The sequence below is a fragment of the Lysinibacillus sp. NPDC093210 genome (assembly GCF_044753985.1).
Lineage (GTDB): Bacteria > Bacillota > Bacilli > Bacillales_A > Planococcaceae > Lysinibacillus.
The window spans coordinates 430,675-457,149 of record NZ_JBIVOE010000001.1 but is presented as its reverse complement, the minus strand read 5'-3'; the positions used below and the strand labels follow the sequence as shown (position 1 = coordinate 457,149).

General features: G+C 36.9%; 23 protein-coding genes. 18 read left to right on the top strand and 5 right to left on the bottom strand.

Annotation, left to right across the window (positions count from 1 at the left end; genetic code table 11):
• Window positions 1-6 precede the first annotated feature (6 nt).
• The 4 genes from ACIP9C_RS02235 (at window position 7) to ACIP9C_RS02220 (ending at window position 2,581) form a co-directional block, all read left to right on the top strand.
• The gene (locus ACIP9C_RS02235; RefSeq protein WP_401008237.1) at window positions 7-576 is read left to right on the top strand and encodes a bifunctional transcriptional activator/DNA repair enzyme AdaA; all 570 of its coding nucleotides are present in this window, start codon (window positions 7-9) and stop codon (window positions 574-576) included.
• Window positions 577-578: 2 nt separating this feature from the next.
• Window positions 579-1,493 (top strand): DNA-3-methyladenine glycosylase family protein, encoded by a 915-nt coding sequence (locus ACIP9C_RS02230; protein WP_401008235.1) that lies wholly within the window; start codon window positions 579-581, stop codon window positions 1,491-1,493.
• Window positions 1,480-1,962, top strand: a complete 483-nt coding sequence (locus ACIP9C_RS02225) for a methylated-DNA--[protein]-cysteine S-methyltransferase (RefSeq protein ID WP_401008234.1) — start codon at window positions 1,480-1,482, stop codon at window positions 1,960-1,962. Before ACIP9C_RS02230 ends, ACIP9C_RS02225 begins: the two co-directional genes overlap by 14 nt.
• A gap of 292 nt (window positions 1,963-2,254) precedes the next feature.
• A complete protein-coding gene (locus ACIP9C_RS02220; RefSeq protein ID WP_401008232.1) occupies window positions 2,255-2,581 on the top strand; it encodes a DUF378 domain-containing protein in 327 nt (108 codons plus the stop codon).
• 87 nt (window positions 2,582-2,668) lie between these two features.
• On the opposite strand, the gene ACIP9C_RS02215 is transcribed toward ACIP9C_RS02220, so the two are convergent.
• Entirely contained in the window at window positions 2,669-4,189 is a 1,521-nt protein-coding gene (locus ACIP9C_RS02215; protein ID WP_401008230.1) for a CoA-acylating methylmalonate-semialdehyde dehydrogenase, read from the bottom strand.
• A gap of 220 nt (window positions 4,190-4,409) precedes the next feature.
• The gene (locus ACIP9C_RS02210; RefSeq protein ID WP_401008228.1) at window positions 4,410-5,579 is read right to left on the bottom strand and encodes a PucR family transcriptional regulator; all 1,170 of its coding nucleotides are present in this window, start codon (window positions 5,577-5,579) and stop codon (window positions 4,410-4,412) included.
• Window positions 5,580-5,718: 139 nt separating this feature from the next.
• On the opposite strand from ACIP9C_RS02210, the gene ACIP9C_RS02205 reads away from it, so the two are divergent.
• From ACIP9C_RS02205 to ACIP9C_RS02180, 6 genes are all read left to right on the top strand, one after another.
• A complete protein-coding gene (locus ACIP9C_RS02205; protein WP_401008226.1) occupies window positions 5,719-6,963 on the top strand; it encodes a Zn-dependent hydrolase in 1,245 nt (414 codons plus the stop codon).
• A 157-nt stretch (window positions 6,964-7,120) separates the two neighbouring features.
• The gene (hydA, locus tag ACIP9C_RS02200; RefSeq protein ID WP_401008224.1) at window positions 7,121-8,524 is read left to right on the top strand and encodes a dihydropyrimidinase; all 1,404 of its coding nucleotides are present in this window, start codon (window positions 7,121-7,123) and stop codon (window positions 8,522-8,524) included.
• Between the two features lie 193 nt (window positions 8,525-8,717).
• Window positions 8,718-10,085: an NAD(P)-dependent oxidoreductase gene (locus tag ACIP9C_RS02195; RefSeq protein ID WP_401008222.1), complete on the top strand. Its 1,368-nt coding sequence runs from the start codon at window positions 8,718-8,720 to the stop codon at window positions 10,083-10,085.
• A 13-nt stretch (window positions 10,086-10,098) separates the two neighbouring features.
• Window positions 10,099-11,361 carry an NAD-dependent dihydropyrimidine dehydrogenase subunit PreA gene (preA, locus tag ACIP9C_RS02190; protein ID WP_401008220.1) on the top strand — a complete coding sequence of 421 codons (1,263 nt, stop codon included), beginning with the start codon at window positions 10,099-10,101 and terminating at the stop codon, window positions 11,359-11,361.
• A 262-nt stretch (window positions 11,362-11,623) separates the two neighbouring features.
• Window positions 11,624-13,144, top strand: a complete 1,521-nt coding sequence (locus ACIP9C_RS02185; protein ID WP_401008218.1) for an NCS1 family transporter — start codon at window positions 11,624-11,626, stop codon at window positions 13,142-13,144.
• Between the two features lie 22 nt (window positions 13,145-13,166).
• The gene (locus ACIP9C_RS02180) at window positions 13,167-13,376 is read left to right on the top strand and encodes a hypothetical protein (RefSeq protein ID WP_401008216.1); all 210 of its coding nucleotides are present in this window, start codon (window positions 13,167-13,169) and stop codon (window positions 13,374-13,376) included.
• 230 nt (window positions 13,377-13,606) lie between these two features.
• Here ACIP9C_RS02180 and bcaP read toward each other — a convergent pair whose 3' ends face one another.
• Window positions 13,607-14,992, bottom strand: a complete 1,386-nt coding sequence (gene bcaP, locus ACIP9C_RS02175) for a branched-chain amino acid transporter BcaP (protein WP_401008214.1) — start codon at window positions 14,990-14,992, stop codon at window positions 13,607-13,609.
• A 505-nt stretch (window positions 14,993-15,497) separates the two neighbouring features.
• On the opposite strand from bcaP, the gene ACIP9C_RS02170 reads away from it, so the two are divergent.
• The 4 genes from ACIP9C_RS02170 (at window position 15,498) to ACIP9C_RS02155 (ending at window position 20,684) form a co-directional block, all read left to right on the top strand.
• Complete coding sequence (locus ACIP9C_RS02170; RefSeq protein WP_401008212.1) at window positions 15,498-16,862, top strand: amino acid permease; 1,365 nt, start codon at window positions 15,498-15,500, stop codon at window positions 16,860-16,862.
• A gap of 199 nt (window positions 16,863-17,061) precedes the next feature.
• Window positions 17,062-18,456, top strand: coding sequence for a spore germination protein (locus tag ACIP9C_RS02165; RefSeq protein ID WP_401008210.1), 1,395 nt, complete (start codon window positions 17,062-17,064; stop codon window positions 18,454-18,456).
• Window positions 18,457-18,486: 30 nt separating this feature from the next.
• Entirely contained in the window at window positions 18,487-19,575 is a 1,089-nt protein-coding gene (locus ACIP9C_RS02160) for a GerAB/ArcD/ProY family transporter (RefSeq protein ID WP_401008208.1), read from the top strand.
• The gene (locus ACIP9C_RS02155; protein WP_401008206.1) at window positions 19,572-20,684 is read left to right on the top strand and encodes a Ger(x)C family spore germination protein; all 1,113 of its coding nucleotides are present in this window, start codon (window positions 19,572-19,574) and stop codon (window positions 20,682-20,684) included. Before ACIP9C_RS02160 ends, ACIP9C_RS02155 begins: the two co-directional genes overlap by 4 nt.
• Window positions 20,685-20,716: 32 nt before the next feature.
• Here the strand turns inward: ACIP9C_RS02155 and ACIP9C_RS02150 are convergent, their stop codons facing one another.
• Both ACIP9C_RS02150 and pgeF read right to left on the bottom strand, forming a co-directional pair.
• Complete coding sequence (locus tag ACIP9C_RS02150) at window positions 20,717-21,079, bottom strand: DUF5658 family protein (protein WP_401009167.1); 363 nt, start codon at window positions 21,077-21,079, stop codon at window positions 20,717-20,719.
• 133 nt (window positions 21,080-21,212) lie between these two features.
• Window positions 21,213-21,974: a peptidoglycan editing factor PgeF gene (gene pgeF / locus ACIP9C_RS02145; RefSeq protein ID WP_401008204.1), complete on the bottom strand. Its 762-nt coding sequence runs from the start codon at window positions 21,972-21,974 to the stop codon at window positions 21,213-21,215.
• A 211-nt stretch (window positions 21,975-22,185) separates the two neighbouring features.
• On the opposite strand from pgeF, the gene ACIP9C_RS02140 reads away from it, so the two are divergent.
• From ACIP9C_RS02140 to ACIP9C_RS02125, 4 genes are all read left to right on the top strand, one after another.
• Window positions 22,186-22,800, top strand: a complete 615-nt coding sequence (locus tag ACIP9C_RS02140) for a transmembrane-type terpene cyclase (protein ID WP_401008202.1) — start codon at window positions 22,186-22,188, stop codon at window positions 22,798-22,800.
• Between the two features lie 221 nt (window positions 22,801-23,021).
• Window positions 23,022-23,504: a DUF4358 domain-containing protein gene (locus ACIP9C_RS02135; RefSeq protein ID WP_401008200.1), complete on the top strand. Its 483-nt coding sequence runs from the start codon at window positions 23,022-23,024 to the stop codon at window positions 23,502-23,504.
• A gap of 3 nt (window positions 23,505-23,507) precedes the next feature.
• On the top strand, window positions 23,508-24,893 hold the full coding sequence (locus ACIP9C_RS02130; RefSeq protein ID WP_401008199.1) for an MBOAT family O-acyltransferase: 1,386 nt from the start codon (window positions 23,508-23,510) through the stop codon (window positions 24,891-24,893).
• Between the two features lie 14 nt (window positions 24,894-24,907).
• The gene (locus ACIP9C_RS02125; protein ID WP_401008197.1) at window positions 24,908-26,050 is read left to right on the top strand and encodes a DHHW family protein; all 1,143 of its coding nucleotides are present in this window, start codon (window positions 24,908-24,910) and stop codon (window positions 26,048-26,050) included.
• Window positions 26,051-26,475: the final 425 nt, after the last annotated feature.

Sequence of the window (26,475 nt, the reverse complement as noted above, 5' to 3'; positions counted from 1 at the left end):
CATTAAATGGACAGTAACGTAAATCTTTCATTTGATGAAATGTGGGAGAAAATAATCGCTTGTGATCGAACTTATGATGGATTATTTTTTACGGCAGTAAAAACGACAAAAATTTATTGTCGTCCTTCGTGCAGGTCAAGAAAACCGAAAAAAATAAATGTAGCATTTTACGATGATATAACAAAGGTTGAGCAAGCAGGCTTTCGTGCTTGTAAACGGTGTCAACCTGAAGTTGAGCACTCTCCACATGCGCAACTAATCAAAGCGGTTACATCATTTTTAATGAAAGAATACAAGCAATCGCTTACGTTGCAGCATATTGCCAATCATGTTGGGATAAGCCCCTTTCATCTTGAACGTTTATTTAAACAAGCAACTGCTGAAACCCCACGAACTTATTTAGAAAAAATAAGAATCGATAAAGCAGCACATTTACTAAAGAGTACGAATTTAACCATTTTAGAAATTTGCTTTGAAACTGGATTTCGCAGTTCTTCTAATTTTTACACAGTTTTTCGTCGCCAAAAAAAATGCTCTCCCACTGAATATCGAAGCCTTCAATATAAGGAGCTATGAATATGAAACAGTCAGAGGAAAAATGCCACGTTGAGCTAAGTACTCCAATGTTATTTAACTATGATGAATGCTTATTATTTTTAGCTAGATCCAATCAAGAGGTACTGCATACGATAAAAAATGAAATTTTATACAAGTTACTAAAAATTAACAATGAATTCATCTTATGTAAAATTAGCTATAGCGCACAAACGATTAAGGTCCACTTTCCACTCAACACGCCTTCTAAAGCTGCTGTTGAACAAGTGATAGCTTATATAAGGGAATGGTTCGACTTAGATCGAAACTTGGCACCTTTTTATAAAATGGCACTAAAAGATGATATTTTGCAGCAACCTGTAAAAAAATATTATGGATTACGAATAATAGGTATTCCTGATTTATTTGAAGCGCTTGTATGGGCGATTATCGGACAACAAATAAATTTAACATTCGCTTATACACTAAAAAAACGATTTGTTGAACATTTTGGTGAAAGTGTGACTTATGAAGGGGAAACCTATTGGGTATTTCCAACATGCGAAAAAATCGCGTCTTTAGATATAGATGATGTAAGAGCATTGCAATTTACTATTCGAAAAGCCGAATATATAATTGCAATTGCACATGCGATGGCAAGTGGTGAATTAAATAAAGAAAAATTGCTGAAGGAACAAAATAGTACCAGTATTAAAAAATTTCTTATGGCAATAAGAGGAGTTGGAGCATGGACTGCGGATTATGTTTTAATGAAATGCTTTCATGATCCAACTTCGTTTCCAATTGCCGATGTAGGACTTCATAATGCCTTGAAAATGCAACTAGCATTAAATCGAAAACCGACAATAGATGAATTAAAAGAGTTTGAAGCACATTGGCAAGGGTGGCAAGCATATGCAACCTTTTATTTATGGAGGTCATTATATGACAAAGTATAAAGTGGATTACAATTCTCCTATCGGTATTATAGAAATTATAGGAAGTGATGAAGCTGTTTGTTCAATTATGTTTTCCGAGCGACAACAAATAATAAATATCCCAAAAGATTCAACACCGAAAATTCTACTTGATTGCCTAAAGCAATTGGATGAATATTTTCATGGGCAACGTTTTACTTTTACTTTTCCATATAGCGTTGAAGGCACCAACTTTCAAAAACGAGTATGGCAAGCATTGACTAATATAGGGTACGCTGAAATAGGGACTTATAAAACGATTGCTATGTCAATTGGCAATGAAAAAGCGATAAGAGCTGTTGGCAATGCAAATGGCAAAAATAAACTTAGCATTGTTATTCCTTGTCATCGTATTATTGGCTCAAATGGAACGTTAACTGGTTATGCTGGAGGTTTATGGCGGAAAGAATGGTTACTTCAGCATGAAAAGTCATTTCATAAAGGTAATTAACTAATACTAAATATTAAGCGCTAATAAATGTTCATTTTGGGGATTTATTAGTGCTTTTTGTATGCTCTTTTGCTGTTATAGACTAGCAAAGCGTACCTTTGTATAAAAAAACAGTTATTGCGAAAAATAAGACCGTCATTATGAGTGTTGTAAATAACTTACATGACACATTGACAAAAGGCTAGTTTGCCATTAGTCATAGCAACGCGTTGCTTTTTACAATGGTGAAGGTTTATCCTTGGCCAGACATTTGAATTGCTTCGCCAATTTAGAAAGAAAGGAGGTACTACGAATGGGTGTATTATATAGGATTGCCTTAGTTCTTGTAATTATAGGTGCAATTAACTGGGGACTAATAGGATTTTTTAGATTTGATTTAGTCGCATATTTATTTGGTGGACAAACAGCCGTGTTGTCTAGGTGGGTATATGCTCTTGTCGGAATAGCTGGACTAGTATCAATTCCAATCCTCATGAAGCGATTGGATGAAGATGCGGATTTCGATCCACATACTCGTATTAACAGCAATCCGAGTTATGGTATGGAAGCTGGGGAAGAAGCAGATTTCACAGATGTTCCAAAAACGAACAAAAAAGATACAAATAACAAGAAAAAGTAAACACTTTAAAACTGATGGCACATTTGGTCCATCAGTTTTTTAGTAACAAATAGCCGTCTCATATGTACACTGAGACGGCTTGTATTTCTAGTCGTTATTACTTGGAAAAGCGAAGGATGATGCAGATTCTGTAGTATCCTCAAACCACTTTTCGGAAATAGTTTTAGCTTTCGTAAAGAAGCGGACTTGGTCTGGTCCAAACATATGACCTTCTCCAAATTTTGAACGTTTCCAGCCCCCAAAATTATGGTAGCCGACGGGAATTGGGATAGGTACGTTTACGCCTACCATACCAACTTCAATTTCAGAAGTGAATTTACGAGCGGCTGCTCCATTATTTGTAAAGATAGTTACCCCGTTTCCTAATTCGTGATTGTTAATTAAATCAATAGCTTCCTCCAATGTTTGAACACGTACGACATTACGAGCAGGCCCGAATACTTCTTGCTCATAAATTTCCATACCTGGTTTTACGTGATCCAATAATGTTGGGCCTAAATAAAAACCATTAGATTCTTTCGAAATTTCTGGTTGACGACCATCGCACACGATAGTAGCACCTTCTTGTAGACTACGTTCAATAAAGCCTATGATGGCATCCTTCGATTGTTGCGTAATAACAGGACCAAAATCAACTCCCGGATCAGTATAAGGTCCTACTTTTAAAGCTGCAATTTTATTAGCTAATATTTTTACAAGTTTATCAGCTGTAGTTTCACCAACTGGGATGATTGTAGAAATTGCCATACATCGTTGTGATGCTGCACCATACGCTGCACCTAAAAAGGCATTTGCAACTTGTTCTAAATCTGCATCAGGCATAACAACCATATTGTTTTTGCCACCACCTAATGCTGTAACACGTTTCCCATGCTTAGAGCCTGTTGCGTAAATATATTCAGCCACTGGTGTTGATCCGACAAATGAAATAGCCTCAATGGTAGGATTCGTTAAAAGCTCATTTACTGTATCCTTGTCACCATTAATAACTGTCCAAATCCCATCTGGTAAACCTGCTTCCTTCCAAAGCTCTGATAAAAAGAGAGCAGAGCAAGGAACACGCTCAGACGGTTTTAAAATAACGGCATTCCCTACAGCAACTGCCATACTTGTAATAGCAAGTGGGACCATAACGGGGAAGTTAAAGGGGGAAATCGCTGCAACAACGCCAAGTGGTGCTTTTGCAGAATATGCATTAATATTCCCGCCTACATTAACTGAATACTCGCCTTTTACTAAATGAGGCGCATTGATTGCCAAGTCAACGGATTCTAAGCCTCTTGTAATTTCACCTTTGGCATCTTCAATCGTTTTCCCGCTTTCTGTACAAATCAAGTCGATTAATTCATCCATGCGTGCTGTTAGTAATTGCCGAAACTTCAGCACAATTTCAGCACGTTTTCCAACTGAAAGTCCGCGCCAAGCTGGAAATGCATTTTTAGCACTAACGATTGCCGCTTGCACTTCTTCCTTTGTTGCAAGTGGGACACGTGCAATTACTGCTCCTGTACTAGGGTTGTAAACATTAGAAAAGTTTCCACTTTTGCCAACTACAATTTCCCCATTAATAAAATGCCCTAGTTCTTTTACGCCTGTATTCGTTACCATTCTAAACATTCCTCCTTCAATTCTAGCAATGATGAACTATTCAATTTATAGCAATACTACTAAAACCTATTACCAGTTATTAATGTTGCGCTTAATTGCAACAGATGGCGTTTACTCCATTATTACTTTATATGAATAGCTTAATTGTTTTAGAAGGACAATCTATTGATTGAAAATTCAGACATAAATAACGGAAGGAGTACTATACTACAAACTTTTATTATTGATGTGTTAACACATCTTCTATTAAAAAAGCTAAGTAGAGATTTGTTTTTGTAAATGGATTAGTTAGATCCATATCTAAAAGCACTTCTATTTTTTTAATTTTGTATAGGACGGTATTACGATGTATAAATTGTCGTTCGCTAATTTTACTCGTACTGCCATTTTCCTCGAGAAAAATGCGTAAAAATGCTACATAATCTGTGTTGTGTAGCTCGTCGTAGCGATGTAATTGACCTAATATATCTTGACTAAAGGATTGCATTAATGGTTGGTTTTGAACGGCCATAATAATTTGATAGGCGCCAATATCTTTATATTTATATAAAAATCGGTTGTTATGAAGCTGTGCTAATTGAATAACAGTTAATGATTCTTCATAGCTTTTACGTACATTTTCGTGCTCTTTTTGATAGTTTCCTTTACCGATAATCATATCGAGGGTGCCATTTTTTTGTTTAATTTTATCATAGATTTCTTCAACAATTTTAGAGAAGGGGATGTTCGGTGTATTGATTTGTGCTCTATCAATTAAAAAAATGAGGTGATTTTTATGCTTTAGTTTTAAAAACCGTTTATAGCGATGTTGAAATGCAAATTGGACCATGACCTCATATCGGTCAATGCTAGACTGGGTGCCTATCGTTGAGCAAGTGATGATAGCAAGCTCTCTACCTTGTGGGAATCCGAGTTGCGCCAGTTGTTCTTTTGTCGTGTCCATATATTTTTTATAATGAAAAAGTAAATTATAAAGGACCTTTTCTTCGATGGAATGCTCTTGATGATGGTTCGCAATAAATTGAAAAGTTGTTTTTAATAAATCAGCTATTCGACAATGCCAAGGCATTTGAAAAACAGGGAAATCATGCTCATTAGCAAAAGTGATGATCGACTGTGGAATAGCAGAAATATAAGGGCCTATGTTAATAATAAAGCCTGCTACTTTTTTTGCGTAAGCTAACTTAACGAGTTGTTCTAAGGAATCTTCTTGCTGTGATAAGTTAATACCTGTAGTGACGACTAGTTCATTTGGTCGACAAAACATAATTAAATCAATGCTCTCTATTACGTTAATACCGGTAACTCTGCGATGTGCTCCACTTTGTCCAGCTACTAATGTCAGCATAGGGAATTGAACTCCCTCCACAATTTTGCGAATCGTTCCCATAGTTTCCCCCCTTAATATGAACATAACTTACCATATATCATGTGCAGATGCACATATTTTTTTAGTTTTATATCCATATCTCGTAAATTTTATCTAATTTAGAATATTTATTAACTACTGTGAAAGAGAGGACTTGCATATGTATAAATGTAATAGTAGACGATTGCAAGATTCAATTGAACAATTTAGTCAGTTTGGGGCTACTATAAACGGTGGCGTAACGCGTTTGTCTCTTTCGAATGAGGATGTTTTAGCTAGGGATTATTTTTGTAAGTGCTGCGAGGAATTAGGTATGGAAATCAAGGTGGATGATATGGCCAATATCTATGCCCTTCTACCAGGAAAAAAAGAAGTTCCTCCAATTGTCATGGGATCACATTTAGATTCTGTTGAAAAGGGTGGCAAGTTTGATGGTGTTTTAGGTGTTTTAACAGCTTTAGAAGCGATTAGAACATTGAAGGACAACGATGTAGAGCTAGATGTGCCATTAATGATTGTTAATTTTACAAATGAAGAAGGTGCTCGCTTTGATCCAGCGATGATGAGCTCAGGCGTAATTGCTTCGAAATTTGAAAAGGACAAAATGCTACAGTCGGTCGATAAAAATGGCATGTCCTTTCAAGAGGCATTAAAAGCTAGTGGTTATGAGGGTGACCCGCAGCATCGTTTAAAAGAGGCGCTAGCTTATATCGAACTTCATATCGAACAAGGGCCAGTACTAGAAGCGAGGCAATTAGAAATTGGCGTTGTCCAAGGGGTACTTGGAATGGTATGTTATGAAATTACTATCACAGGTGAATCTAATCATGCTGGAACGACCCCGATGTCAATGCGCAAAGATCCGATGATTGTTGCAGCAAAAACAATGCTGACTTTACATGAACAGCTTGGGGAAATTGACGAACAATTAGTGTTCACGTTTGGACGAATGAATGTTTTTCCTAATATTCATACGGTTATTCCAAATAAAGTGACGTTTACAATTGATTCGCGTCATCAAAAGCCTGAGGTAATGCAAAAGGTCGAAGAGATATTGAATGCCTTACCTACAGAGGATATGGGTTGCCACATACAGCCAGTTAAACTGTGGGGTAGAGATACGGTAATGTTTGATACACAAATTTGTGATGAAATCGAAATGTCCTGCGAACGCTTTGGTTATAGCTCTCATCGAATGTTTAGTGGTGCAGGACATGATGCGCAATATATAGCTAGTATGATTCCTTCAGCAATGATATTTGTACCGAGTATTAATGGTAAGAGTCATTGCGAGGAGGAGGAAACATCGTTTGAAGATTGCGCAAAGGGAGCAGATGTACTACTTGAAACGGTACTAACAATGCAAACGAAATTTAGTATAGGGGCATCGTATACGTTAAATTAGTTTTACTAGAACATGACGGACTCTTACTTTTCAGTAAAACTAGTAAGAGCTGTGCTATCAGTGCAAGTTAAATTTTTATGGTGATTTTGCAAACTATCAGGCTACTAGAATAGATTCAATATAATTTACTTGAATAGACACGAAAGGTGAGGATAGCATGAAAAAAATCATTCAAGGTGGACGAGTAGCAACTGCTTCAGATGTGTACGAGGCAGATATTCTCATAGAAAACGGAAAGATTGTACAAATTGGCAAAAATTTATCTGTAGAAGGCGCAGAAATTATTGATGCTACTGGCAAATATGTTATGCCGGGAGGGATTGATCCGCATACTCATTTAGATATGCCCTTTAACAATACAGTGACAGATGATGACTGGAAATCTGGTACGATTGCGGCGGCGTTTGGTGGCACAACAACCATTTTAGACTTTTGTTTAACGGCTGGTGAAAAGAAGCTTTCTACAGCTGTTGAGAAGTGGCATGAAAAGGCAAAGGGGAAATCAGCGATTGATTATGGATTCCACTTAATGATTGGTGATTTAACCCCAGAGACAGAGGCGGAGTTACCCGTGTTGCTAGAGCAAGAAGGGATTACATCTGTAAAGGTCTTTATGGCCTATGCAAAAGAATTCCAAGCGACAGATCGCACCCTTTTTAAAGCTTTTAAAATTGCAAAAGAGGTTGGCGCTACCGTTATGGTGCATTGTGAAAATGGCTCTGTAATCGACGAGCTTGTTGAAGAGGCGAGAAAAGCGGGACATAAAGAGCCTATTTACCATGCACTTACTCGTCCAGCAGAGTTAGAAGGTGAAGCGACAAAGCGTGCGATTGAACTAGCTCATTTAGCAGGTGCAACACTGTATGTTGTCCATGTTACTTGTAAAGAAGCAGTAGACGAAATTATCGCTGCGCGTGAAAAAGGCTACGACGTGTATGGGGAAACATGTCCACCTTATTTAACTTTAGATCAGTCTGCATTAGCACAACCAGGCTTTGAAGGGGCGAAATACGTTTGGTCACCACCACTTCGTCCGAAATATCATCAGGAGCATCTGTGGAATGCCTTAAAAGCGAAGCAATTACAAACAATTGGTTCCGATCAATGCTCATTTAGTTTTAACGGTAAAAAACAATTAGGATTAAATGATTTTTCAAAAATTCCGAATGGTGGACCGTTTATAGAAGATCGCTTTAGCATTTTATATTCAGAAGGTGTTGCTAAAGGCAAAATAACAATCAATGAATTTGTTGATATGATTTCGACAAGTGCGGCAAAAATCTTTGGCTTATTCCCACAAAAAGGAACAATCGCCATTGGTTCAGACGCGGATATTGTGATTTTCGATGCTGATGTAAAACGCGAAATTTCAGCTAAAACACATCATATGAATGTCGATTACAATCCGTATGAAGGCTGGGAAGTTACGGGTGAACCAATTTCTGTCCTTGTACGTGGTGAATATGTTATTAAAGAAAAAGAATTTGTCGGTGTATTAGGTAGTGGGCGCTTTATAAAACGAGAGTTGAAAACATCTGCTGCAGAAACGATAAAAATATAACTTGCTTCAGCAGATTTTCTATTTTATAAGTGTGGAAAGCACTTACATTCAGTGGGGTTCACCCTAGGCTAATTCTTGTAAGGCATAATTGAATAAAAGGCTATGCATGGCCGATTGTTTTGACTGGAGAACAAGACAATCGGCTATTAAACAATGGCGAGTCACATCAAGAACACATGAGGGGGATGTGGAAATGGTTCCGATTCAAGAACATGAAATGACGAAGCAACTAAAGCGTAATTTTATTGAATTAACCGACAGAATGACAAAAAATGAAGCAATTGAAGAAGCAAATCGTTGTCTCTATTGTTATGACGCACCATGTATTAAAGCGTGTCCAACGAGCATTCAAATACCAAATTTCATAAAAAAAATTGCATCAGGTAATATGAAGGGCTCTGCTACTACTATATTAGAAGCAAACCCAATTGGTGCAAGTTGTGCAAGAGTTTGTCCAACAGAAGAGCTCTGTGAAGGGGCATGTGTATTAAATGCCTCAACAAAGCCAATCAAAATCGGAGAACTACAGCGTTATGCTACTGATTGGGCAATGGAGACAAATACACAGCTATTTAAGAAAGGCGAAAGTAACGGACTAAAGGTCGCTATTATTGGAGCTGGTCCCGCGGGTCTTTCTGCGGCTCGTGAGCTTAGTCGTTTTGGTTATAGTGTCACAATCTATGAGGCTGAATCGAAAGCAGGTGGGTTAGGAAGCTACGGCATCGTGTCATTCCGATTACCAAATGAGGTAGCCGATTGGGAAGTTGAACAAATTGTGAAGCTTGGTGTAAACATTCAAACAAATACTAGGGTTGGTATTGATATTTCAGCAGATGAAATTTTAGAACAATTTGACAGTGTTATTTTAGCAGTTGGTATGGGGGCAGTGCCGAATCTTGGCATCGAGGGAGAAAATCTTATCGGTGTCCATGATGCAATTGAGTTTGTAAAGCAAACAAAAGTGGGAGCGCTTCCAACTGATATGGTAGGGAAACGCGTAGCTGTTATTGGTGCTGGTAATACAGCAATTGATGGGGCTACTTGTGCTGTGCGATTAGGTGCGGACAATGTGAAAATTCTTTATAGAAGAACACAAAAGGAAATGACGGCCTACAAATTTGAATTTGAGTTTGCCAAGCAAGATGGAGTGGAGTTCAACTGGTTAACTGCGCCGAAAAAAATTATCGGCAATGAAGCTGGGGAAGTTGTTGGTATTGAATGCATGAAAATGAAGCTAGGTGCACCAGGAGCAGATGGTCGCCAAAGACCAGAAGAAATTGCTGGGTCCAACTTTATAATAAGCGTGGATGCAGTCATCAAAGCGATTGGTCAAACACGTTTCGTATCATTAATTGAATCTTTTGGCATACAGCATACAAATGGTGTTGTCGATATTGATGAAACGACGATGCAAACATCAAATAAAAAAGTGTTTGCATGTGGTGATGTTGTATTTGGAAACGGACAAGGTGAGGCAATGGTTGTAACAGCAGTTCAGCAAGGTAAAGATGCAGCTTATAAGATTCATGAGCGTTTAAGAAAACCAAGCGAGATTGCATAAGGGGGGAAGTGACATGGCAGATTTACGAATTGATTTAGCGGGGATCAAATCACCAAATCCATTTTGGCTTGCATCAGCACCGCCAACGAACTCAGGCTATCAAGTACAACGTGCATTTGAAGCGGGGTGGGGTGGGGCTGTATGGAAAACATTGGGTGAACCAATTTTAAATGTATCTTCACGATTTGCAGCAGTCAGTTATAACGGACAACGAGTGGCAGGCTTCAATAATATTGAATTGATTACAGATAGACCGTTAGAAGTAAACTTAAAAGAAATTTATGAAACGAAAAAAAGGTTCCCTGACCATGCCATTATTGCTTCCCTTATGGTAGAACCGAAGCAGGAAAAGTGGCATGAAATTGTAAAACGAGTAGAAGATGTGGGGGTAGATGGTCTTGAGCTTAATTTTGGTTGTCCACATGGGATGGCAGAACGAGGAATGGGCTCCGCCTCTGGTCAAGTACCTGAATTGGTGGAAAAGCAAACGTATTGGGTGAAAGAAGCAGCACGTACACCAGTCATTGTGAAGTTAACGCCTAACATAACGGATATAACAGTAACTGCTGAAGCGGCGACAAGAGGTGGGGCAGATGCTATTAGTATGATTAATACAATTAATAGCTTGGCAGGTGTCGATTTAGATACATGGAATACTGTGCCTCATGTTGCTGGTAAAGGAGCACATGGCGGCTATTGTGGTCCAGCTGTTAAGCCAATTGCACTGAATATGGTAGCAGAGTGCGCCCGTAATCCTCACATTAATGTTCCGATATCGGGTATAGGTGGTATTTCTAATTGGCAAGATGCCGCCGAGTTTATTTTAATGGGTGCAACAGGTGTGCAAGTATGTACAGCAGCGATGCACCACGGATTTAGTATTGTCGAGGATATGATTGATGGACTAAATAATTATTTAGATGACAAAGGAATTGCATCTGTGATGGACTTAGTCGGTCGCTCGGTGTCCCGCTATTCAGACTGGGGCAATTTAGATTTAAATTATAAAATTGTCGCGGAAATTAATAATGATGTATGTATTAACTGTAATAAGTGCCATATTGCATGCGAAGATACATCTCATCAATGTATTGATTTGTATACAGAAAATGGAGTGCCGTTGTTAAAGGTTCGTGAGGAGGATTGCGTCGGTTGTAATTTGTGCTCCATTGTGTGCCCAGTTGATGGGGCAATAACAATGGTTGAAAGAAAATCTGCTATTGCGCCAATGACTTGGAATGAACGTCAATTAATTATGAGTAGTCTATCTAAATAAAAGGTTCGACTGTTAATTAGTAACTGTTATTCCACCTCCCTTTAGTGATTGTTTTCATATCGTTTAAAGGGAGGAAACCTCAAGTAGATGTCACGGAAAATTTCATTCAGTAGGGCAGTCATCCGTTGCCAAGTAATGATGCGCTACTTGAACGAAAAATCATGCTACCGGCTCATGTCAGAAATGATGAGTGATATCGGCTGTACGCATCATTCGGATTGTTTGATGCCGATGCATAATCTATTAAAAAGGAGCGAAATGTATGGAACATGACGGGAATTATTTGAAATCCCCTGATTTACTTCCAGTGACACATCAACAAAGAAATATTGGAGCATTCGGTTTTGCAGTTATTTGGATAGGAATGGCTATAGTATTAGCGGCCTTTGCAATTGGCGGTGCTGCTATTATTAGTTTACCTTTACCTATGGTAATTTTGGCTACGTTAATCGGTTCTTGTTTAATCGGTGTATTTATGACGTTAATTGGTGATATCGGGATAGAGCATGGCTTGTCATTTCCTGTATATATGCGTGCGCCTTTCGGTACGTTTGGAACACATATACCGTCATTAGTTCGAGGTGTGACAGCAGCCTGTTGGTTTGGTATAAACACATATTTCGGAGCAATGGCTATTAACGGTATTTTAAATTTACTATTTGATTTTAATAATTGGTTTCTATGCTTTCTTGTCTTTGCTGCTCTTCAGCTATTTAATACTTCATTAGGCATTAAATCAATTGAGCGCTTTGCAGATTTAGCGGCGCCGATTATAATATTGATTTCCTGTTGGATGTATATAACATTAGCAGATGCTGCCACTACTCAAGGAAAAGATGTTTGGTCTTGGGTGGAAACGCCAACTACAGGTGTAGCGGCTTTTACAGCATTTATGATTGTCATTATGGCGAATATGGGCTTCTGGGCTACATTAGCAGCTGACATGCCGTCCCTTTCTCGCTTCTTTAAAGCACCAAAAAATGAGCGCAATTGGTTTAAACGTAACAAAACACAGTTAGTCGGCTCGTTAATTGTTATGCCTATTACAAATACGTTTATCGTTACAATTGGGGCGGTTTGTTATATGGCTGTCGCATCTGCTGATCCAATCAACGCATTACAGCAAAGTGCGAGTGGCATTATTTTAGGGATACTTTTATTAATGATCGTTTTAGCACAATGGTCAACGAATACATCTGCTAATGTAATACCGGCAGCTACCATATTCTCCAATATTGGCGGACCAAAAGTTCCGTTCTGGGTAGGCGTTGTCATTGCAGGGGTTATAGGAATCCTTGCACAGCCGTGGAGCTTATTTGATGTTTTAGTGAATGCGCTATTAATTATAGGCGGTATATTAACAGCAATTGTCGGTATTTTATTCGCAGATTATTATTTGATTCGCAAACGACGTGTGAACGTAAAAGATTTGTATGAGCTAAATGGTCAATTCAAATATATGAATGGCTTTAACTTGGCAGGTTTAATCGCTTGGATTATCGGTGGTGCAGTGGCAAATGTATTTTCCGCTTATTCATCGCTAGTTGGATTCGGTGTAGGAGCGCTCGTTTACTATGTGTTAGCGAAGTATTGGTGGTTCAAAAAGTATCCACAAGCTGAACTAGAAGATCCAAGTGATGCAAAGTATTTAGGAATAACTGCTGGTCACAACTTGGATGAACTTTTTGGTCAAGAATTAGTGTCTCAGCCGGCAGCCAATCCAGATGACGTTGAGACAGCAGATCAAGCTGATCCAATACTTGAAATAAAAGGTGCTGAGTAGAAAGTAAAAGAGGGGTGTGGGTATGTCAGATTTCTTACAAAGTACGGAAGAAATAAAAAAGGTTGACCACTTTTTAGATAATGGCTTTAAAATCAAATATGTTTATGAAAACTTAAGTGGTATGTTTGTGGAGTTTGCGCGGCAGGATGAGGTTGTACATTTGCAAATTCTTACCGCGGATGCGCGCAAATATTTTGCGGCAAAACTTCAGGAACAAACATTGTTGCAATAATTCGATAAGACTTATAAATCGTAAAATCCGCTGAGCTTTCAGCGGATTTTATTTGTTATAATCGGACAAAAAATTGTTTGAGTGCCTGGCACTCCCATGGGCTTACCGTAAGCTGCTACTCGTGCTAATGCGATCTTGTTGCGTCTTACATTTCGTGCATTCCAACCGAACTCTACGTGTGAAGATAAAATTCAGAATTGTTTGAGTGTCAGGCACTCTAATTTAGACACTTAATTCATTGTGCTATGCTTCAGCCCGTATACAAAGTATATAATCAAGCCAAATATAAACCACAGTCCACAAGCAATCCATGTATGTATGGATAGCTGTGAAATTAAAAATAAACACATGAAGAATGACAAAATAGGTAACACAGGGAAGAAGGGTACTTTAAAGCCGCCTGAAGGAATGTTTTTATTTTTTCTTAAATAAATGACACCAATTGAGACGATTGTGAAAGCTACGAGTGTTCCCATATTGACAAGCTCAGTTAGCTTTGACAAAGGAACGAAGCCAGCACAGAAAGCAACAAGCACTGCGAATACCCAAGTGTTTTTCACTGGTGTTTTGAATTTTGGACTTAGCTCTGCCATGCTTTTTGGCAGTAAACCATCACGTCCTAGTGCATATAGTAGGCGTGTCCCTCCATAGGACATAACAAGAATAACTGTCATCATTCCTACAACCGCACCTAATGAAATGATACCAGCAATCCAATCTTGATGAACGAGTTGCATGACATAGCTTACAGGATCACTGACGTTTAGCTGTGTGTATGGGACCATGCCTGTTAGTACTAGTGAAACAATGACATAAAGAACAGTACATATTAATAGTGAACCAATTATCCCAATGGGCATATTTCGTTGAGGATTTTTTACTTCTTCAGCTGCTGATGAAACAGCATCAAATCCTAGGTAAGCGAAGAATACAAGTGCTGCGCCACCCAATACTCCGCTTACGCCAAATGGTAGAAATGGTTGCCAGTTTGTTGGCTCGACGTAAAATATACCAACGCCAATAAATAGTAAAATCACTGCAACTTTCAAGAACACCATAATGGAATTTAATCTTGTTGACTCTTTTATGCCAAGTGTTAAGAAAAATGCAGTAGCGAAAATTATGACAATAGCGGGTAAGTTAATATACGTACCAGCAGAGGGATTGAATGAACCCGAGATTGCTGTTGGAATCGAAATTTGGAAGCCAGCAAGTAAAGCACTTAAATAAGATGACCATCCTGTTGCAACAGCTGCAACGGCTAAGCCATACTCTAAAAGCAGTGCCCAGCCAACTAACCAAGCAACAATTTCCCCAAATACAATATACCCATAGGTGTAGGCACTTCCAGTGACAGGTACACTCGATGAAAACTCAGAATAGCACATGCCAGCTAAGGCGCAAACGATAGCAGCTATGATAAATGAAAAAACAATTCCAGGTCCTGCGTGAGTGGCAGCAACTGTGCCAGGTAAGATGAAAATTCCTGTTCCAACAATAGCGCCGACGCCAAGCAATATAAGGTCAAAAGCGCCTAGCGATTGTTTGAGCTGAAGTGTTCCATCTTTTTTTAATAAATCAGTTATATTTTTTCTTCTAAATAATAAATTTCTCACATGTAAGCCTCTTTTTCATAGAAATATGTAAAAATATTATACTTTTTTAACTTTCAGGTCAATTATTTTTGCTAATTTTCCGTTGAGTTGATGGAATTTTAAGAAATATTAAAATTAAATGAAAAATAATGGTATTATATGTGCGCGGAATAACAATTAAGAATATTCTGAAATAATTATTTGTATACATAAAACAATTTTTATTTGTTTGTTTTAAATTTAATAATTGTAATGAAGTACGTTTCTTTATTTCGACAATGAATAATAAATTTCACATGGAGTTTGTCCACGCATACCTTGCTGTAAGTGGGTTTTAAGCCCCTTCAAATGTTGCGTGTTAAAGCACATGACAACAAAGTTACGAGATAATATGCTTACTTTTTTAATTCTACTATTATCAAAAAATATGTTTTTCCTAAAAATACATTTGTATTTATCGGAAGAATTTATTATTATTTATAAAGTAAATTATCGAAGCGTTATTAGTTAAAAGGGGCGTATACAAGTGGCAAAAAAAGAATTAAATAGAGGCTTGGAGGCACGACATATTCAAATGATTGCTCTTGGTGGTACCATAGGTGTAGGTCTATTTATGGGTTCTGCCAGTGCTATTCAGTGGACTGGGCCATCCGTGCTCCTTGCATATGCTATATCAGGTATTTTTATATTTTTTATCATGCGTGCAATGGGTGAGATGCTTTATGTTGAGCCAAGTACAGGATCATTTGCAACATTCGGTTATAAATATATTCATCCATTAGCAGGTTATTTAACGGCATGGAGTAACTGGTTCCAGTGGGTTATCGTTGGGATGTCCGAAATTATAGCTGTCGGAACGTACATGCAGTATTGGTTCCCTGATTTGCCCGCTTGGATTCCTGGATTGATTGCTATGGTGATACTTGGTGTTGCCAATTTTATTTCAGTTAAATCATTTGGGGAATTTGAGTTTTGGTTTGCGATGATAAAAATTGTCACGATTGTGCTAATGATTGTGGCGGGCTTTGGCCTTATCTTCTTTGGTATTGGCAATGGAGGCATTGCAATTGGTCTATCAAATCTTTGGTCCCATGGAGGCTTCTTTACTGGCGGATGGACAGGATTCTTCTTTGCACTATCTTTAGTTGTTGCTGCTTACCAAGGAGTAGAGCTTATTGGGATTACAGCGGGAGAAGCAAAAAATCCCCAAACAACTATTACCAATGCGATACAAAGTATTATTTGGCGCATATTAATTTTCTATATCGGTGCAATTTTCATTATTGTAACGGTTTATCCGTGGGATGAGTTAGGGACTATCGGCAGTCCGTTTGTTGCCACTTTCGCAAAAGTGGGTATTACTGCAGCGGCAGGTATCATTAACTTTGTCGTAATTACAGCAGCTATGAGTGGCTGTAATAGTGGGATTTATAGTGCTGGGCGCATGCTTTACACTCTTGCTATGAATGGTCAGGCACCTAAGTTTTTTGCAAAGCTTTCAAATAATGGAGTACCAATCCTAGGTACAGCAGGTGTACTAGTTGGTTTAGTTGTTGGCGTTATTTTAAGTTACATTGCGCCACAAAACCTATTTGTCTATGTTTATAGTGCTAGTGTATTGCCAGGAATGATTCCGTGGTTTGTCATTTTGATTAGTCAGATTCGCTTTAGAAAAGTTAAAGGGTCACAATTGGAAAATCACCCATTTAAAACGCCTTTTGCTCCTTTAACAAACTATGCAACAATTGCATTTCTAATAATGGTACTCATCGGTATGTGGTTTAATGAGGATACACGAGTTTCATTAATTGTAGGGATTATTTTCCTTATTCTTATTACACTGAGCTATTATGTGTTCGGTATTGGGAAAAGTCGATCTGAAAATAAATAAACATACAAAATAATAGAAAAGGATATATCTCTAGCTTGAGATATATCCTTTTGTCGTTTATAAAGAAACAATTAATACATATTTATTCAGAAAAAGGACAAACTACATGAATAATATGGTGATGGTGTATGCGTGGTACATATAAGCGTTAAATGGAGTGAGCAATTTCAATAAGCCTTAATAAGAGGGGAGAAATGACATGGAAGAAAAAGAACAGCAAGTAATTGAAAAGATAAAGAAGAAGATTCAAGAAATTGATGATGTAGTTATAAAAAAAATGGCTACAGATGCAGGTGTTGTTACGATTTTTTATTTCTCCTCTCTTATCGAGAAAATGACATTACAATCGATGGTTTTTATTCCGTTAGCGAATCATGTTAATCAAATATTTCAAGTATCGGAGTCAGTTGACTTAGAAGATATAGATGTAATTATACAAAAATTAAATGCTGGTCAAACTTTAATATTTTTCCACAAACCTGGCCAATTGCAAGTGATTGACACATATAGTGCCCCTACACGTTCGATAACGAATACCGAAACGGAGTCAACAGTTATAGGGCCTCAAGATGCTTTTACAGAATCATTAGAGACCAATATTTCATTAGTAAAAAGACGGATCCAAAATCCCATGTTAAAAAATGAAACGCGCACTGTAGGAACCGAAACAAATATTAAAATTTCAATTTTGTACATGGACAATATCGTAAATAAAGAAAATTTAGACAGGCTACGGGAGCGAATTGATCAATTACAATATCCTTTCTTTACAGATATATCAGAGCTCAAGCAGCTGATTGAAGATAATCCGTTATCTCCTTTCCCACAGCATTATATGAGTGTACGACCAGACAGTGTTAGTCAGTACCTTATTGATGGAAGAATCGTGATTTTTATGGATAATAGCCAAGCAGCTATTGTTTGTCCAACATCATTTTTCGAAATGTTTGTTTCTGTCGAAGATTATTATAACCGTTGGACAACGGCATCGTTGCTACGGATGCTTCGATTTTTCGGTTTTTTTATGACCATTATGATTACACCGATGTATATATCTGCTTTGACATTCCATCCTGAGATTTTACCATACGAGCTATTGTTAAACTTGCAGGAATCTAGAAGTAAAGTACCATTTCCACCACTAATAGAAGTATTGTTTATAGAGCTAATTATTGAAGTGCTCCGCGAAGCTGGGTCACGAATGCCTGCTAAAGTCGGGCAAACGATTGGTATCGTAGGAGGTATCGTTATTGGTACTGCGGCGGTTGAAGCTGGATTGCTTAGTAATATTTTAATTGTATTAGTTGCAACATCTGCCTTACTGTCATTCCTCCCACCAATCTTTTTATTGAGTAATACAAGTAGATTTATTCGTTATATTTTTATTTTATCAGCAGGGCTTTTTGGATTATACGGGTTAATGCTCGCCTTTGCTTGGCTATTTGCTCATTTATTACGACTGAATTCTTTAGGTACACCCTATATGACTCCAGTTGTTCCACGTAAGGGGAGAGATTTATTCGATGGTATTCTTCGCTTTCCGATAAAATATTTAAACGAAAAGAAAGGTATTTCTAGAGCGCAAAAAAAATAAAAGCTGTTACAGAATTCGAGGTGGTTTAAGTTGAGTACAGGTAAGAGCAAGAAGCTATTAAATCCATATCATGTAGTTTTTTTGGCACAAAGCATAATGATCGGTACTGGCATTCTCTCGCTACCTCAGCAACTTAGTTCTTTAGGATATAGCCAGGCATTTATGCCATTGCTTTTTGGCGTGATTGCGAGTATTACACTTTACCCAATGGTTTGGATTAATTCAAAATATCCAAATGAAAACCTATTCCGTATAAATGAAATTTTACTAGGTAAATGGTTAGGGAAATTTATCAACCTTTTTTTCATTATTCAATTTATTATTTTTATTGCAGGGATTATTAGTAATTATATGCATCTCATTCAAAGTACTGCGCTTCAAGAGCAAACAATTACTGGACCTGTTTTTTGTTTTTTATTATTGCTTATTTACATTGTCAGTGGAGGCATTAAATCTATTGCGCGATTTTGTATAATGACCTTTTTTCTAACGATTGGCATGGTATATTTTACACATTGGGCATTTGAAAAAGGCGATTTTAGTCATTTTCTACCTTTATATAATTTTTTTAGTGTGAACGACTTTTATGAAGCGGTAAAAAGAGGTTATTTATCGATTTTAGGCTATGAGTTAATCATGTTTTATTTTCCTTACATTGTCGATCAAAAAAAAGCATACCGGCATACATTAATAGGCATTTGGATAAGTATCCTACTTTGTTTTATCACAACAGCGATTAGTGTGATGTACTATTCCGAATGGCAGTTGGAAAATGTTGAATTCTCAGTATTAAATTTATTTAAAGCTGGAGAGTTTTCTTTTATTGAAAGGATTGATATTTTCGGCATTACATTATGGGTATTTTTAATATTATCTACGGTTGCTGCTTATTTATGGTGTGCGAAAAAAGGGGTAGATTCTTTACTATCTAAAAAAAGTAATGCTTATTTATACATTTTAGCAATAATTATTTTCTTTGTTGTGAAAATGCCTTTTTCAAGAGATTTTCAAGAAAAATTATTTTATGGTGCAAACTATGTTGCCTATATGTTAATCTTATGGCCCATTTTATTAATGATGGTTTATGCACTTCGAAAAAAGAAGCAGGTGCAATTATGAGCAAAAAACTTCTTTGTCTTATGCTTTTTTTACAGCTTTTATTTTTGGCTGCTTGCGCAGAAAGAGAAAAAAAAGTACCACTTGAAGATGTCGGTATGGTTGGTATTATCGCCTTTGATTATATAGATAAGGACAGCATGAAATTAACCGTTGCAATTCCTCAATATTCACCTGAAGCGCAACGTAGTACACAGACTTTTACGGTCGTCACGGACCTCGTCTCTAATGGAATTGTCGAAATAGAAAAGCTTTCAGACAAAAAAATTGTTTTTAATCAATTACGTGTTGTGTTGTTTAATGAGGAGTTTGCGCGTCAGGGTAATGTGCGAAAAGTGATTCAACATTTATACCGAAATGCGGAAGTTGGTAATAAAGTACTTATTGCGATAGTGAAGGAAAAGGGAGAAGAAATGCTGAAATATAATTATCCGGATAAACCGAATATTAACTTTTATTTAAACGATTTATTGGAACCAAGCATTAATACAGCATTTAATCCTAATACAAACATTCACGATTTTATGTATACGATTACCAATCCTGTGTTCGATCCTATTATTCCGTTTGTTGATAAAAATAGCGATAAAATTGAAATAAAAGGAATTGCCGTATTTAGAGGTAACCAAATGTTTGAATTAATCAATCCAAAAGAGGCACTTATTATTCAAGCAATACAGGGAAGAAAAAACCTTGCCCCATTGGATATTACTATGGAACAGGGACATGGCAAAGAAAAACTATTAATTGACTTAGTTGAAAATGATGTCCACATAAAGAGCAATAAAAGTATGACTTCACCCAAGCTCACTATATCAATAGAGATAAAAGGGACATTAAGTGAGTACAAAGGCGAAAGAGAAAACGATTTATTTACAACGGAAAGTTTAGCAAAATTAGAAAAAGATGTAAATAAAGAGTTAGAGCAAGATATTAAAAAGTTTCTATATAAACTCAATGAATGGCAAGTAGATCCAAGTGGTTTAAGTGAATATTTCCGAATGTACTATTACGGAAAATGGACTACTGAAAAGAAGAGGGAAATTGTTAGTAAAGTAGCAATTGATGTTCATGTGAAAACATCAATCATTAGTACGGGAACATTAAAATAAGCATCTTACTATAAAGCAAGAGGGCGTTCGTTTTATAGAACTGTTAACCAATACAAATGCATGCTAAAAATAGCTAAGTAAAGGATGAGAATCCCCGATAAACAGATCGTGTATAGTTTTTGGAAACGAGTACCGCTCAGTCTATAAACTAAATAGGAAAGATAGGAAATGGATAATGACAGCATCATTTTCACTGCTAAAAACAACGCAGGGCTTGAAACCCATAAAAAGTTCATAATCGGGTTTACCTCTTCAATTTTATTGTGTAGTAACCCAAAGTGTGTTGCAAAACCATCAAATATATTTAATAACGAGATGAGTAAGCTAAGAAAAATTATATATGGAATATGAATAATTATTCCTCCTATACAATGAACTTGAAAACCAATGGACATGTTATATAGGATAGCCATTTTCTGTGCAGTTTAAAAATGAGGATATGTGAAATAACCATATAGAAGGAAAGGCAATTTATCATTATTAAAATTGTGATAAATTGCCTTTTTGTATGTTTGTGGTATGTGGTCCTTATGATTTTCGCATGATAAAGCTCAAATGCCTGCCACACTGTTTATCTTGACGGTAGGAGAAACCTTCGTCACTAAGAAACGTGCACGTATTATCAATTGTAATTTGATGTGAAGGAATGCCTGCAAGCTCACATTGCTTTTTCACAGTTTGTTGGTTATCAATGTGATACTTATTTGTTTGTGCATTGTAATACATAAAATCATCTGCATAGCCTAAACGATTAAATTGTTCGTAGACATCGGCATCTACCTCGAATTTCTGTTGGCTAAGGGCCATGCCGATTTGCACGTAGAAATCTTGAGGGCTACATTGCTCTGTCTCTATTAAATGCTGGAAGAGTTTGACTGTCACTTCCTTGACTGTCCCTTGCCAGCCTGAATGAATAACACCGATAACGCCATGGCGATTATTATAAAAAATGACAGGTACACAATCAGCTGTAAAACTACAGAGCATTAAATCTTTTTCAAAAGTATAAAGCGCATCAGTATTCGCAATGGCTGTATCTTGTCGCAGTGCCCCTAACCCTTTATCGGCTAACGTCGCTCGATGAAAATTAGCACTATGTGTTTGTTGCGTACAAATGAAATCATTTACATCACAGTGTAAGGTCGCCGCTAAATTTTTTCGATTGATTACTACATCATCTGGGCTGGTGCAAATGTGTAGTGCCATATTGTTTTGCTCGAGTTCCGTACTATCTTTTAAGGTAGTTCCTGCTATGAACTGCTCATTGTTGTAATAAATTTTAGTTTTCATATCATCACCCCGTTTAACTATATCGAATTGAATTGCCAATGTATAGCTTATGCATCGTGCATCTTAACTTACAGGCTAATTGACTGGAGCGCTATATTTTTACTTGTATAAAATTGTACCTCTTCCAGCTGACATAATAGATTCACTACTAGTCATACAGTAACAAAGAAGAGGTTGCATTCTATTAAGCAAATTAAAAAGGAGCGTGTTTATGAGTCAATATTATTTTCTATTTATTTGCCAATTAGGCATGGGACTATTTTGGATTTTGACATACATACTTATTATTAAACGAAGCTTTAAAGATGAGAAATATGGTATGCCAATGGTTGCAATATGTGCCAATATTTCATGGGAATTTATCTTTACATTTATTTATCCGCAAAATGATTTACAAAGTGTTATTTCGTTTATATGGTTTGTACTCGACCTTGTCATTATGTGGCAATATTTAATATATGGGCGCCATGAATATAAAAAAACGATTTCATCAAAACTTTTTTACACATCATTCCTCTTTACACTTAGCGTAAGCTTTTTAATCATTATTTCACTCTCACAAGAACTACATGATATGGAAGGAAAATATGCAGCATTTGTACAAAATTTAATGATGTCTGGACTATTTATCGGTTTATTACTCGGCAGGGGAAGTTTAGCCGGGCAATCTATGGCCATTGCGGTGTGTAAAATGATTGGGACGTTATTTGCTGCTGTCGGTTTCTTTATTTATTTTAGAACCCCATTCATTACCATTACCTCTATGGCAACCTTAATGTACGATTTACTGTATATTGCTTTAGTTTATCGATTATCGAGAAAATGAATTTAAACATGAAAATGGTACATCGGAAACGTTTCGATATACCATTTTTTTATGGATATTTTTACATAGATAAATGGATAGAGATAAGTATTTCCTGTTAAAAAAAGTATAATTATTTTACAAAAAGCAAAAAAATACGAAAGGAAAAAATTTTTTATGTAACGTAAGTAGATGATTCACGTCTACTCCCATTGAATCACAATAAAAAAGGAGTTTTTAACATGAAAAAAACAATAATGATATTATTAACGGCTATGCTTGCCATCGTAATCTCGGCTTGCTCAGGAGATAAAGAGGCAACAATTGAAGTAAAACAGTCTGCAAAGGAAATGGCAGACCAAATGTTAGAAAAGGTGGAGCAACCTGTTTTAATGGAATTATCTGCAGAAGAATTAAAGGATTTATACAATATTGATGCAGCAAAGCTTGCGGATTATTCAGTACGAATCCCAATGATGAATGTTAAATCCAATGAAATTGCTATATTCAAAGTAAAGGACGCTAAGGATATCCCAGACATCGAAGCGGCAGTAAAACAACGTGCAGAAAATGTTCAAAAACTATTCGAACAATATTTACCAGATCAATATGAAAATGCTAAAAACTACAAACTAATTACAAAAGGAAATTATGTGCTACTTGTGATTTCTGATAGTGCGGACGAGCTGATAAAAGTTTACGATAGCTTCTTTGAAACAAAATAGCACATGGTATTTAGTAGCCTGCTCTTTCTATTCGTATTTTTGCCAATAGTGCTAACGCTTTATTATTGCTCGCCACGAAAAATTAGAAATTTAATTTTATTTTTAATGAGTTTAATTTTTTATGCATGGGGCGAACCAGTTTATATCGTGATTATGCTAGTGTCTACGCTGACAGATTATACTTTCGGTTTGTTATTAGATAAGCCAAATATGTCATCAGTAAAAAGAAAGGGCATTGTTGTATGCTCTATTATCGTCAATTTAATGCTGTTATCTTATTTTAAATATGCAGATTTTCTTATTCAAAATGTGAATGCATTACTTGGCACGGATATTCCGTTAACAGAACTTCCTTTGCCAATCGGTATATCCTTTTATACGTTCCAATCAATGTCATATATTATAGACGTCTACAGGGGAACAGCTAAAGCACAGCGGAACTGGATTGATTTCGGGACGTTTGTTGCACTGTTCCCACAATTAGTTGCTGGCCCAATCGTGACATATAATACGATTGCTCAACAACTCCAGCATCGTGCAGAAAATATAAGTATGTTTGCAGAAGGTGTGCAGCGCTTTGTTATTGGCCTAGCTAAAAAGGTGCTACTTGCAAATAATATAGGCTTACTTTGGGATACGATTTCTAGCTCGAATGTTGAAACGATGCCTATATTGACAGCTTGGTTAGGAATTATTGCTTTTGCCTTCCAAATCTATTTTGATTTTAGCGGGTATTCTGATATGGCAATTGGACTTGGCTTGATGTTTGGTTTTCGATTTAATGAAAATTTTAACAAGCCTTATATTGCCCAAAGTATTACTGACTTTTGGAGAAGGTGGCATATTTCACTTAGCAGCTGGTTCCGCGATTATGTATACATTCCACTTGGTGGCAATCGCAGAGGGTTAGCCAAACAAATGCGCAACATTTTAATCGTTTGGCTACTTACAGGCTTTTGGCATGGAGCGAGCTGGAATTTTATAGGGTGGGGGCTATATTTCGGCGTCATCCTTATTGTTGAAAAATGGTGGGGGCTATCGTTACTTTCTCGTTTACCTCGTTGGACAAGACATTTATATGCTATCTTCCTTATTTTAATTGGATGGGTGTTGTTCGCCTTCGATCAACCGTCTTTAATAGGAAAATATTTGGCTGCCATGTTCGGGTTCAATGGACAATCACTTTGGAATAATGACACTGGGTACTATTTTTATACGAATATAGTGCTACTACTAGTGTTAATCATTGCCTCAATACCGATGAAATTATGGAAGAAAACGAGTGCGTTATCATTTTTCCATATTGCTTGGTATGGCTTATTATATTTTCTTTCTGTAGCTTATTTAGTCGACGCTACGTTTAACCCATTTTTATATTTTCGTTTTTAAGGAGGTAGCCAAATTTGAAGCAAAATGCAGAGCGATTATTAGTTTTTTGTTTTGTCGGTACGATGCTGTTCTTTGCTCTATTATTTTTCATTTTGCCTCATCACCGCTTCTCTGAACTGGAAAATAGGTATTTACAAGTAGCCCCACATTTATCATGGGATGATGTATTATCGAAAAAATATGCCGAGGAAGCGGAGCGTTTTGTTACAGACCATTTCCCATTTCGGGACAAATGGTTGTGGTTGAAATCAGCCACGGAAAAAGGCCGGTTGCAACAAGAGAATAATGACATCTATCAAGGGAAAGACGGCTATTTATTCGATAAGTTTACACAACCGGATAATACGAAGGTGCAACAAGATATAAATGTAGTAAAGCAATTTGCCAATAAGCATCCAAAAGTGAACATGACATTTTTGCTTGCCCCGACATCAATTGGTCTTTATCCAGAGCGTTTACCGTGGTTAGCACCAGCGTATCCTCAAAAAAAAGTCAATCAATTGATAGAACAACAACTGCACAATGACTTAACGTTTATCAATGGTTTTGATTTTTTAGAGCCACATGCATCTGAAACAATTTACTACCGTACTGACCATCATTGGACGACATATGGAGCCTATTTAGCGTATGTTGCGTATGCAAAGCAAATGGGGTGGGAGCCTCTTTCGCAGAGCGATTTTTTAATCAAAAACGTTAGTAATTCATTTCTTGGAAGCTATCATACACGAAGTCAATTTACGAATGTAACGCCTGATCAAATTCAAGCTTATATTCCACGTAAGCAAGCAAAAACAGAGATGTATATCGCAGATTCTAATCAAACTTTCACTACAATGTATGATACAAGCTATCTTAAGAAAAAGGATCAATATTCTTATTTCTTAGGAGGAGTACATGCACTTATGAAGCTTACGACAAAGCTTGAACCACAACAGATAGAACAACAGAAGCTTTTAGTCATCAAAGACTCTTATGCTCATAACGTCATTCCATTTTTGACAAATCATATTCCTGAAATACATGTCATAGACCTGCGCTACTATAACGGTAATATAACGCAATATATGACTGAAAATAGTATTGAAGATGTGCTATTTTTATTCAATACAACAACCTTCATAGAAGATACGACAATTTCAAAGATAAATAAATAAAAGTGCCAAATAAAAGTGCCAGGCACTCAAACAATTCTGAATTTTCATGGGTATAGCCAATAGGGTTTACAGAGATGACTTCAAAGTGCCAGGCACTCAAACAATTTTGAATAACCAAGTAAAAATCCACGAAGACTCCTGCGGGAACGCACGAAATGTAAGACGCAACAAACCGCGCGTACGCGAGGGTGGCGACTTACAACGTGTCCGCGGAAAGCGAAGTGGATTTTTACGCTTTAAGGACTGTTATGATGCTAGGGGCATGCTTATGCGAGTGTCAGGCACCCAAACAATTAGAAGGTAACGATGTGGATGGTGTCTTTGCAAAGTGCCAGGCACTCAAACAATTTTGAATAACCAAGTAAAAATCCACGAAGACTCCTGCGGGAACGCACGAAATGTAAGACGCAACAAACCGCGCGTAC